Consider the following 11438-nt stretch of genomic DNA (forward strand, 5'->3'; position numbering starts at 1 on the left):
TGCCTGCAAGCCGGCCGCAGGCGTTATGCGCCGATCTGCCGCTCCCGCCGGACCACCAGCAGGATTGCAGCCAGCCCGCACATTGCGGTGCCGAACATGATCGCAAGCAGTGGCACGGCGGTGGATCCCGGCACCAAAAGCATCCCCGCAAAGGCGCTGAGCGCGGCCCCCGCGCCGATCATGATCGCACCGCTCAGGCCGGACGCAGTTCCTGCCAGATGCGGGCGGACTGAGATGGCGCCAGCAGTGGCGTTGGGGATCGCCATGCCATTGCCCAGGCCGATAAAGCACATCAGGCCAAAGAAGGTGAACACGCTGTCGGCGCCTGCCATTGCAATCAGCAGCGACACCAGAACTCCGCCGCCATTGATTATGCAGCCCCACAGCACCATGCGGTTGACCCCGATCCGGGTGGAAAACCGCCCCGAGATGAAATTGCCGGCAAAATACCCCACCGCCGGAGTGGAGAAGTATACCCCCAGCTCAGCCGTGCTAAGGCCATAGACCTCGGTGCCGACAAAAGGCGCACCGCCCAAGTAAGCAAAGAAAGCGCCTGACGCGAGGCCCGAGGCCAGCGAATAGCCCCAGAACCGGGGTGAGCGCAGCAGCTCCGGGTATTCGCGGAACTGCGCCATCAGCGTCTTGCCGCTTTTGTGGGCCGTCTCGCCAAAATCGGTAAAGGTGATGGCCAGCGTCGCCGCACCGACCAGGAACAGCAGCCAGAAGTTGGCCTGCCAGCCCATCCACTGATCCAGGAAGCCGCCGATGGCGGGGCCGATCATCGGAACAATTGCCATGCCCATGGTGACATAGCCGATCATGCTGGCGGCTTGGTTGGTGTCATACATGTCGCGCACCGCCGCCCGGCTTAGCACCATGGTGGCCGCCACCGCTGTCTGCGCCACCCGGAACAGCAGGAACGCCTCGGCTGTCGGCGCATAGATGCAGCCCAATGTTGCCAGCAGGAACAGCACAATGCTGACCAGGATCACCGGCCGCCGTCCTATCTGGTCCGAGATCGGCCCGACAAAGATCTGCACCACCGCATTGCCCGCCAGATACAGCGCCACCGACAGCTGCATCACCCGGTAATCGACCGCATAATACTCGGACATCCCCGCCAGTGACGGCAGATGCAGGTTCATGCCAAGCGCCGACAGCCCGGCAAGCAGGATCAGGGTGAAAATGCGCGGAGGCGTCCGCTGGCCGGACACGCGGGAATTATATGTGGACATACCATCCGGTTAGAGCAGTCGGCCCGTCTTGTCCATCAGTCCCCGGCCTGGCAGCGCATAAGGTTGCCGTGGCGTCAAAAGACTCTTGCGCCGAATTCAAAGCCTCCCCTATGGTTGCTTAAGCATTCCTTCAATTCGCGCATTCCCCCGAGGCCCGTCCTTTTAAGTTCTGTTGAGGTGACCCATGGCCAATACCCCTGATCCGCTTGCCAACAATCCGGCCATCCGGCAATGGGCCGAACGGTTTTACAGCCTCAAGGCCTGGACCATGCCTGACTTCCCCGATCCGGTGAATGAAGACGTGGACAACAGGCGTTCGGCGGCCCTGACCGAGCTGAACAAGATCACCATTCCCGCCGAACTCAGCTCAGGCGCGCGGCGCAGCCTGGCGGGCGGGCGCAAAGCATTGAAAAAGGAAATCCTCAGCGCGGATGAGGCCGGCGCCTTTGACAAGATCGACAGCGATATCTCGGATCTGTCCAGCCAGATCGCCGAGCAGCTGGCTGTTGCGGCAGCGCGTGACAAGGCGCAGACCGCCCTGGCCGCAGCTGAGGATAAATTCGCCTCGGTGCGCGACAGTCTGGACCAGGGTGCCTTTACCTATGTGGAGGGGCTGATCAAGGCGGCGCAAAAGACCATGGCCGCCGCCGTTACCGACAAGGACTTTGAAGCGGTGGAGACCGCGGCCAAGGATGCCTCATCCAAGGCGGAAGACGCCAATACCTATGGTCTCTTCTTCGACAATTGGACCAGCGCCACGCTGGCGCTGATCAACCCGATGACAGGCGGTACCAAAGATACCGCCGAAGCCGCCCGCGGCACCCAGATGAAAGCCGCCGCCGTCCATTCCAAAGCCGGGGATTTCGGCGCCGCCAAACTGGCGCTGGAGGCCTGGAAATCCAATCTGGGCGATGAGGGGGATCTGGCAGAGGCTCTCAGCTTTGCCGCGCTGATGGACGAATACATGGCGAAAACCCATGACCGTTGCGAGTTCATCCTTGGCAGCGCTGTTCCGGACGCCAAGGATTTCCGCAATCACCTGAAAAACGCCAAGAAAAAAGGCTATAAGGAGCAGAAATTCAACGAGGCCAAGGCGCTGCTGCAGGAGCTGATCGACTACAGCTCCAAGGACCGCGGCAAACTGGCCCGCTATATGCGCGGCTTTGACGGCTCTCTCAAGGCAGACGAGGGATTCCGCAACGCTTTGGCAGCGGCGGATACCAAGCAGAAATTCAAAGGCAACAATGATCCCGCGGGCGCACAGGCGGATCTGAAGGTCTGGGAAAAGGCTAACCGCGATCTGATGCGCAAGAGCCACTCCAAACAGATCGTCAAGGCGCTGGAAAAGAAATACGATGCCCTGAAAAAGGTTCTGACAGAGCCGGAACTCAGTGATCTGAACACCACCTGGAACGACCACAAACTGCTGGCCGATGCGGATAACTTCGACAAGAAAACCGGCGCGCCGCAGTATCATGTTAAGCTCAACCAGCTGTTTCAGCTGGAAAAAGTGGTGGATGACCGGCGCGAAATGGCGCAGATCCTGACCCGGCACCCAGGTGCTGCGGACTATGACTTCCACAAGCCGGTGGCGGATGCCATTGCGGCGCAGAAATACCCCGAGGCCATCACCGCCGTGCCGGCCGCGCTGGCGCTATTGCGGGCAATGCCAGGCTATTTGACCGCCAAAAAGGCCGCCGAAGACCTGCTTGCGGTGCTGCCCGATGATGCGGATGTTTTGAAGAGCACGCTGGATGACGCGGTCAAGGCCGCAGATCTCACTGCCCGCAGCGGTGATCCGGCCAAGGCCGCAGGTGAACTGCAAACGGTTCTGGACAACGCCGATTTCATGGATCTGGTGCTGGCCATGGCGGATTACCGCGCCAAGCTGGCCAAGGTCGAAAAACAGCACGACCGGACCAAGAAATATCTCAAACTGCCAGCCGCCGAGAGTAAACTGGACGAAGCCCTGCAGGCGGCCAAGGACCGGGCCGGAACGGACAAGGAATACGGCGACGCCTTCCTGATGCTGGACACCCATGAAAAGCTGCTGAAGACGGTCAAACCGATGGCCACGGCCCGTTTCCAGGTGCAGGGCATCATTGGCGCGCTTAAACGCGCGGGCTTGGAGGCGGAAAAACTGGATCCGCTGGAGGTCCGGGTGGCCTCTGCTGAGGATGAGGCAAAGAAGCCGGATTTTGAAAAGGCCAGGACCGCCTTTGACGGCATCCGCACCGACCTCGAAGGGCTAAGCAATGAAGCGGCGGAAGCCTATGAAATGCTGGACGGGGTCGGCAGCAACGCGGGCCACTCGCTGGACCGCCACGGCCCGGACGTCAGCGACGAGGATCTGATCATCCGGCTGAAAACCGGCAAGCCGCCCAATGCGCATTCCGATGACGAACGCTCCTATACCGGTGCGTCGTCCAAGTTCCACAGCTCGCAGGACTGGCTTGCAGGCCGTGAAATTGCTGCCGAGGCCGCGCTGGCTAAAGGTGTTGATATCACTGAAACCGAAATGACCTTCTCTGGTGATCCGCTGACCGACCCTGATGAAAGCGCCGACTTCACCGTCGAACACGGCCGCCCGATCGACAAGGCCTATATCGGCCACAAGAAACACGTGCGCTCCGATGACAACGGCGAGCCGATTTCCGATAAGACCTATGAAAGCTTCGAGGAGGTCGAGGGGCTGACACGTGCCTATGTGAACTTCATCTGGGAGCCGGAGCTGCTGCCGGCGGAAACCACAGACAATCCCGATCCTGCAACCGACTATCCCGAGGAAAAAGCGCAGGATAACGCTGACTATGTGGCGAAATACACCACCCGGCACGGCACCGCTCCGGCCAAAATACCGGGCCGCTGGGTGATGATGCAGCAATACCCGGTCGCTGATGGCTGGGATAACGAGACCAAGACCTACACCAATGGCAATCCGGGGAACATGATCCCATGAAAATCCGCAAGGAACTGATCGCAGGCTATACGCGGCTTCTGACTATGGGCCGGGCGGTGAACGCACCTGATCCGATGTCCGATCTGGCCCAGTTCGACGCCGACATCCGCAGCATGCACAAACGCGCCTATAAAGAGGGCAACCTGGACTGGCTGCGGCTGGCGCTGGATTCGCTGATCGCCCGCCCGGCTGGACGCATCAGCCAGTTTGCAGGCCAGCAATACCCGTTCGACGACGCCGAACTGCAGGCGCTGTTCCGCCGCGCCTACGGGATGATCTGGCCGGATCAGCCGTTGTCCGAACCGGGCGACGAGGCCGATCTCGATTTTGTGGAAATGAGCGCTGAGGACTGGGACGCCTTCACCGGCAACGCCAGCTAGGAGCCAGCTTAGGAGACACGCTATGCCTGATCAGGCTTTTGACGCGGACGCAGTTCTGAAACTTCTGAAAAAGGCCAAGGCCTCCGGCAAGGAGCTGCCTTTTGCCTTTGGCCTTGCCGGCAAACCGGAAGACTGCGGGCTGATGATCGACTTGCGCAAACCCGGCAAGGTGCTGCGCGGCGATATGAAAAAGGCGCCGGGGATCAAGAAATCCTGTTTCGGCACCCTGCGGGTCGAGGAAAACGAGGTTCTCCTGCAGCCGGAAAAACCGCTGAAGGGCATCGTCAAGCAGCTGAAGAAAAAGTTCATGAAGGAGGGCATGGTCAAGTTTAAGCCGGTGCTTGTCGGCCCCGACGGCAGCATCATCGACGAAGACAGCCTGCCGGATGCCGACGACGACACCGCAGGGACCAGCCCTGAAACCCGCCCCGCCGAAGACAGCACGCCTGATGCAGGGGCTGCTGCGGCGTTGAAATCCCGCATTGCGGCAGCGGCTGAGGCGGTCAAGGCGCTGGGCAAGCCGGACTTGGCAGGCAAGCTGGCCCCGGAAATCAAAGCCAGCGTGAAGCTGCTGGGGCAGGGTGATCACGACGCCTGCGCGGCCCGGCTCGACCGGCTTGAGGCAGCCCTTGCCAAACTGGGCGGCCAGCCCAAGCCTGCGCCCGCGGACCCGGCCCAATCCGAACAGGCCGCAAAACTGGGCAAGCTGCTGACCGCACAGGCGGCCAAGCTTAAATCCCTGCCGCCGGAACAGGCCGCGCCCTTGGCCGAACAGGCCCGCGCTATCGCCGCCAACCTGAAATCAGGTGCCTTGCCCGCGGCCGCCGATGGCCTGAAGGCGCTGATCAAGGCGCTGGACACGCCAGCCGGGGACACGGCGCCGCAAGCGGACGTGATGGAAATCTGGCAAGCCGCCAAGGAGGACGTGGACCGCGGCGTCTCCAGCCTGCAGGACGCGCTGAAGTCCCACAACCACCCGGTGCTGGCGCAAATCGCCGATGCCGGGCTGGCAGGTGTCACGGACGGCAACCAGACGGCGCTGATGAAGGCCTTGTTCGAGATGAAATCGGCCGCTGGCGACGCCCGCAAAAAAGCCGCACAGGCGCTGCTGGCCCAGATCGCCGCCTATCTGAAGTTCCTTAAGGACGATCCGGTGATCGGCATGGTCGAAGACAATCCTTTCGGTGTCAAAGCCCCGGTTAAAACACCGCTGACAAACGCCCTGCGGCAAATGGCCGAGATCGCCAAAGCGGCCTGAGGCTGCCTTCCCGGCCCCGGTCAGGGGCTGGAACCCGAATGCAGAGTTTGCTGATTTACAGATTTGCACCATGCGTATGCAAACGATTTGCAAATTTGCGATAATGTTCTTTGGCTTCGCTGCAGCGCAATATATGGTCCCGGTGAAATCTACAGGGGACATGTGCCATGAAAGACATCCTTTCCGAGCTGGAAGACCGCCGCCAGGACGCGCGGCTGGGCGGCGGCCAGCGCCGCATTGACGCGCAGCACGGCCGCGGCAAACTGACGGCCCGTGAACGGATCGAACTGTTGCTGGACGAGGACAGCTTTGAAGAGTTCGACATGTTCATCAGCCACCGCTGCACCGATTTCGGCATGGAAGGTAACAAACCGGCAGGCGACGGCGTGGTCACCGGCTGGGGCACCATCAATGGCCGCCAGGTCTATGTGTTTTCCCAGGATTTCACCGTGCTGGGCGGCTCGGTCTCGGCGACCCACGCCCAGAAGATCTGCAAGATCATGGATATGGCGATGCAAAACGGTGCGCCGGTGATTGGCATCAATGATTCCGGCGGCGCCCGCATCCAGGAAGGCGTTGACGCGCTGGCAGGCTACGCCGAGATTTTCCAGCGCAACATCATGGCCTCCGGCGTGATCCCGCAGATCTCTGTCATCATGGGCCCCTGCGCCGGCGGCGCCGTGTACTCGCCCGCAATGACCGATTTTATCTTCATGGTCAAAGACACGTCCTATATGTTTGTGACCGGCCCGGATGTGGTGAAAACCGTGACCAACGAGGTGGTGACAGCCGAGGAGCTGGGTGGCGCCTCCACCCACACCAAGAAATCCTCGGTTGCTGACGGCGCCTTTGAAAACGACGTCGAAGCGCTGGCCGAAGTCCGCCGCCTGGTGGACTTCCTGCCGCTGAACAACCGCGAAAAACCCCCGGTGCGCCCGTTCTTTGACGAACCGGGCCGGATTGAGAGCAGCCTGGACACCCTGATCCCGGACAATCCCAACAGCCCCTACGACATGAAAGAGCTGATCACCAAGGTAGCGGACGAGGGTGATTTCTACGAGATCCAGGAAGATTTCGCCAAGAACATCATCACCGGCTTCATCCGCCTTGAGGGCCAGACCGTGGGCATCGTCGCCAACCAGCCGATGGTGCTGGCAGGCTGTCTCGACATCGACAGCTCCCGCAAGGCCGCGCGTTTTGTGCGCTTCTGCGACTGTTTCGAGATCCCGATCCTGACCTTTGTTGATGTGCCGGGCTTCCTGCCGGGCACCTCCCAGGAATACGGCGGCGTCATCAAACACGGTGCCAAGCTGCTGTTTGCTTACGGCGAAGCCACCGTGCCCAAGGTCACCGTGATCACCCGCAAGGCCTACGGCGGCGCCTATGACGTGATGGCCTCCAAGCACCTGCGCGGCGATTTCAACTATGCCTGGCCGACCGCGGAAATCGCGGTGATGGGCGCCAAGGGCGCGACCGAAATCATCCACCGCGCCGATCTCAAAGACGCGGACAAGATCGCGGCCCACGCCAAGGATTATGAAGACCGTTTCGCCAACCCCTTTGTGGCGGCAGAACGCGGCTTTATCGACGAGGTGATCATGCCCCAATCCACCCGCCGCCGGGTTTCGCGCGCGTTTGCCTCCCTGCGCGGCAAACAGCTGAAGAACCCGTGGAAGAAACACGACAACATTCCGCTGTAAGGCCGATGTTGAGCGGGGGCTGTCTGCCCCCGCACCCCCGAAGGTATTTTTGACCAGAAAGAAGAGGGAGGCTTCGGATTTGCCCAGCAACCGTTGGCATATCACCCGCACGGACAGCAGCCTGACGCTGTCGCGCCGCCTGCCTGCGCAGTTCGACGTGGCGGCGGAAACGGTGCTGCCCGCCGCCGATCCCCTGCGGCTGGCGCATCAGATCCGCCAGGATATGTGGCGTAAGCTGCAGGGCATGCGGGGCTTCTCTCCGGTGGTGGAAATCACCGCCACGGGGCCGGGGATGGGGCAGGGGCTGCGGGTCCGTGCAGGCGGGCAGGTGATGGGCCGGGTGCCCTCCAATGCCGCCGGGCTGATTGCCGACGTTCTGGAAAACCCCGCCAACCGGGCCCGCTGGCAACGCCATGCGGTGCGGCGCCGGGACAAGACATGCCCGGAAACGGGCCCGAAAACGAATAATACGTCCGAAATTGCGGCAAAATTTGACAAGGGAAACGAATCAGTCTCATGATCCGCCTCAGCCAGATACCAACAGCGCGCGCTTTATGCGCTGCGCCAGCAGCCCCGGCCGGAGGAGCCTGGGAAACCGGGGGCCGGGGCTGCGGATATCTGGCTGTTATCCCTTTGGCATTGTCCGTCCTGTCCGCCTCTGCCGCGGAACCGGTTTCGGTTCCGTCGGGCCAGCCCGTGACCCTGGCCGAGGTGCTGCTGGACGAAGCACCCGGGAAAGCGGGCGAAACCTGGGCCCGGTTCCGCTTCCTGGCGCCGGAAATCGCCCGGGAAACCGGTTCCGTCAGCTATGAGGCGGCAGCGCCCGACATGGACCATCTCTGCGAGACTTTGGCGGTGCCCTATCTGGCCGGTCGCGGGCTGACCGCAGCCCGGGTGGTGATTTCGCTCTCGGACCGAATGGTGCCTTTTGGGGCGCAGGACCCGGCGGCCACACAGTTTTTCGAGGCCTACCGCCCCGAGGCCGCAGGCTGCATGTGGGAGGCTTTCTGATGCATCCACAACATCTTGCGGGGCGAACTTCAGATCGGCGGATTCTTGCGGCATTGCAGCCACAGCGCTGCCAATTGCCGCGATTCACATGTGACTCGGTTGCAAACCCCGCTATCCTTGGCGCGGGCAGCCTGCGGGCTGCCTTCACATTGAGGTTGAGGCAGGCGGCGGGCCAGGCCCCCGCAGGTTTCGCGTTTTTTATCAGGAGACAGAAATGTCCAAGAGCATCAAGCTTATCGCCCTGGCTGGCCTGCTGGCCGCCGTCACTGCCTGCGCCCAGCAGGAAGAAGAATTTGTCGTGGTCGAGCCCGAGCCGATCTCGCAAGAGCCGGAATTCACCGGCAAGTACAAGTAACGACCACAAGGGTCCGGCCCTGCGGCCGGCCCTTACCCGCCCGCAGGGTGCCGGACAGGAGGCACCCAAATGCTGAAACACCGCGGGTTCCCGGGCCGTATGCCCGGCACCGATTTCCAATTCACCGTCCGCCGCCCCAATCCCAAAGGGGTCACGCCGCTGACCCGGCGCGAGCGTTTTGCCGACCGCAAGAACGTCGACCGGCGCGTCGACGCCACCTTTATGCGGGCTCTGTGGGAGCAGTTCGGCGACCAGCCGTTCGAGCGTGGCAATCTGGACGCCGGCCGTCTTAGCTGGCTGTTCGGCCGCGAAGTGATCGCCGCCGAAGATCCGTTTGATCCGGCCAGCTACGAGGCGCTGCTGGTCATTAACGTGGCCGTGGCGCAGGCGTCTTTCCCGGACGTGTTTGACTGATGGCACCGTCCCGGACGCATATCCCGCAACAGGCACCGCGGATCTTTCCGCGATGCCTGCCGCTGCGTCCGGGGCGCCGCCCGTCTGCTGTTTCGTCAGAAGTTCAGCTGAACTGCCAGCTGCACCCGGTCGCCGTCAAACGTATTGCCGGAGATCGTGTCGTTACGCTCGCCAAAGATGTATTCAGCGCTGAAGGTCAGATTGTCGGTGGGGCTGTAGAAGGCATTCACGTGAATGGTCTCCAGCTCGGTAAAGGACAGCGTGCCGGTCGAGGTCGGCAGGTCATAATCCTCGCGTCCGTAGGCGATGCCGACATTCCATTGGTCGGTGATGTCCTGGCGGAATTCGACGGTATAACCCTTCACATCGTTGGCCTGGCCGCCGACAACCGCATCCCCGAGGCCGATCAGCAACGGCCCCAGGGCCTCGCCGTCAACATAGGTGGCCTGGAACAATCCGCCGTCCCAGGGCGTGATGGAGCCGGACACGGTAACACCGGTCTGATCAACGTCAACGCCGCCGCTTTGGATGGTGCCGGCAAGGCCGGCAATCCGCGCGGTGAACAGATCATTGCTGTATTGGAACGCTGCCGTGGCGACCGGATCGCTGGAGGCGGCGGTGTTTTCCTCCAGCGACAGGCTGTAGTCGAAACCGTCGCCAAAGCTGTTGCTGTAGCGGACCTGCGGCACCCGGGCAAAGGCAATTCCGACCGGGCCATTGAACTCCACACTGGCGGGGTATTGCCCCAGCGGCATGAAGTTGGTCCAGGTCTGGCCGATCAGCCAGTGATCGCCGATCTGCACATTGGCGTGGCGCAGCCGCAGTTCGGAGGTGCCGCCCGAGGCGAACAGGTCGAACTCCAGCTGGCCCTGAATGGTGCCGATGCCGGTCTCGGTGGTGGTGCGGATGCCCAGCCGCGACTGGCGCACGGTGGCGCCGAAGTCGCCGTCGGTGGCATTCACCGGCTCGCCGATGTTGTTGACAAAGGCCGTGTCACCCTGGACGAAATCGAAATCATAAAAGAAATCGGCCTTGACGTAGCCGTAGATGTCGACCGCGGTATTGCCCAGGCGGAAATCGCCGGGCGCGCCGGTCACCTGCTGGTTTTCCGCTTCCAGCACCTCGACCCGGTTGCGCAGCTCTTGCAGCTCGGATTGCGTGTCCGCCTGGGCCAGGCCAGCGCTGCCGGCAAGTGCAGCAGCAGCCAGGGCGAAGCGCCCTCTATGCACTTTGGTCATGGGGTTATCCCTCCTCCTTATGTGTCGTGCAGCCAGACTCCCACGTGCGCAAACGGGGGGGAAATGACTTCAAAGAGAGCCGCCGTGAGGATTTGCGCCGGAAAAAGTGCGGAATTTTCACGGGCTGTTCACGCTGCAGTGTTTGCACAGGCCAAGGTGCTGGCGGGGCTGCAAATCCCGGCGCCGGTCCGGCGCTGCCGTTCACAGCGCTTTGGCGGCCGCTTGTTTGGCCGGCCAGTACAGCGTCAGGGTTGTAACGGCGATGTGACAGGGCTGACGCGGCCCTGCGCCACTGCCCGGTGGGCGGTGCGTGATTTCGGCGTGAAATCGCACAGCCGCCGCGCCGGTCAGCAGGAATCTGCCCAAATCCGCACCCTTGCATTTCAGGGGCTTACAGCAGCGCCGGGGCTGTGCATCGTGGGTCAAGCAGCGCAGCCACGCTGCTGTGCCGAGCATCTGTTCCGGCCCCTTCGCCTGAACGGGCAGGTGCGCGCCCCCATCCGCGTCCTGCCCGTCTTTTCTCCCCTTCAGGCACCGGCGGAAGCTTGCCGTATACTCCCCCCCATGCGGCAAGCCTCCGCCCAACTGAAGGGCGGGGTCCGCACAGCGTTGCGCGCGGCTGTCCAGCCTGCAAATTCCGAGGGGACACTGACGTCCCCGGAAGAAGGAAACTGGACATGCGGGCAAAAACTTTCATCGCGGCCCTGTCGCTCTGCGGCTTTGCGGCGGCCTGCGGCGACACCACTGGCGAACGTATCGTATATGGTGCCGGCGCAGGCGCCGCAGGTGCTGCACTGCTGGACGGCAGCCTGGTCACCGGCGCAGCCGTCGGCGTGGCCGCTAACCTGGTCTATTGCCAGCAGAACCCCCGCAAGTGCTAAGGCGGCC

Annotated in this window: 11 protein-coding genes; 9 read left to right on the top strand and 2 right to left on the bottom strand. The window is 62.3% G+C overall.

Annotation, left to right across the window (positions count from 1 at the left end; genetic code table 11):
* Positions 1-23: 23 nt before the first annotated feature.
* Positions 24-1235 carry a multidrug effflux MFS transporter gene (locus tag ETW24_RS07295; protein WP_129370412.1) on the bottom strand — a complete coding sequence of 404 codons (1212 nt, stop codon included), beginning with the start codon at positions 1233-1235 and terminating at the stop codon, positions 24-26.
* A 184-nt stretch (positions 1236-1419) separates the two neighbouring features.
* Between ETW24_RS07295 and ETW24_RS07300 the strand changes: the two genes are divergently transcribed.
* From ETW24_RS07300 to ETW24_RS07330, 8 genes are all read left to right on the top strand, one after another.
* A complete protein-coding gene (locus tag ETW24_RS07300) occupies positions 1420-4194 on the top strand; it encodes a hypothetical protein (RefSeq protein ID WP_129370413.1) in 2775 nt (924 codons plus the stop codon).
* Positions 4191-4574, top strand: a complete 384-nt coding sequence (locus ETW24_RS07305; RefSeq protein WP_129370414.1) for a hypothetical protein — start codon at positions 4191-4193, stop codon at positions 4572-4574. The genes ETW24_RS07300 and ETW24_RS07305 overlap by 4 nt, the downstream gene beginning before the upstream one ends.
* A 22-nt stretch (positions 4575-4596) precedes the next feature.
* Positions 4597-5832, top strand: a complete 1236-nt coding sequence (locus ETW24_RS07310) for a hypothetical protein (protein WP_129370415.1) — start codon at positions 4597-4599, stop codon at positions 5830-5832.
* Between the two features lie 167 nt (positions 5833-5999).
* Positions 6000-7532: an acyl-CoA carboxylase subunit beta gene (locus ETW24_RS07315; protein WP_129370416.1), complete on the top strand. Its 1533-nt coding sequence runs from the start codon at positions 6000-6002 to the stop codon at positions 7530-7532.
* A 79-nt stretch (positions 7533-7611) separates the two neighbouring features.
* A complete protein-coding gene (locus ETW24_RS07320; RefSeq protein ID WP_129370417.1) occupies positions 7612-8052 on the top strand; it encodes a hypothetical protein in 441 nt (146 codons plus the stop codon).
* Between the two features lie 113 nt (positions 8053-8165).
* Entirely contained in the window at positions 8166-8543 is a 378-nt protein-coding gene (locus ETW24_RS07325) for a DUF6497 family protein (protein ID WP_254695723.1), read from the top strand.
* Between the two features lie 214 nt (positions 8544-8757).
* Entirely contained in the window at positions 8758-8898 is a 141-nt protein-coding gene (locus ETW24_RS24230) for a hypothetical protein (RefSeq protein ID WP_024089507.1), read from the top strand.
* Between the two features lie 69 nt (positions 8899-8967).
* On the top strand, positions 8968-9312 hold the full coding sequence (locus ETW24_RS07330; RefSeq protein ID WP_129370419.1) for a hypothetical protein: 345 nt from the start codon (positions 8968-8970) through the stop codon (positions 9310-9312).
* A gap of 95 nt (positions 9313-9407) precedes the next feature.
* Here the strand turns inward: ETW24_RS07330 and ETW24_RS07335 are convergent, their stop codons facing one another.
* Positions 9408-10550, bottom strand: coding sequence for a DcaP family trimeric outer membrane transporter (locus tag ETW24_RS07335; RefSeq protein ID WP_129370420.1), 1143 nt, complete (start codon positions 10548-10550; stop codon positions 9408-9410).
* A 677-nt stretch (positions 10551-11227) separates the two neighbouring features.
* Here ETW24_RS07335 and ETW24_RS07340 point away from each other — a divergent pair.
* Entirely contained in the window at positions 11228-11431 is a 204-nt protein-coding gene (locus tag ETW24_RS07340; protein WP_129370421.1) for a hypothetical protein, read from the top strand.
* Positions 11432-11438 lie beyond the last annotated feature (7 nt).

Source organism: Leisingera sp. NJS204 (assembly GCF_004123675.1).
In the GTDB taxonomy this organism is placed as follows: domain Bacteria; phylum Pseudomonadota; class Alphaproteobacteria; order Rhodobacterales; family Rhodobacteraceae; genus Leisingera.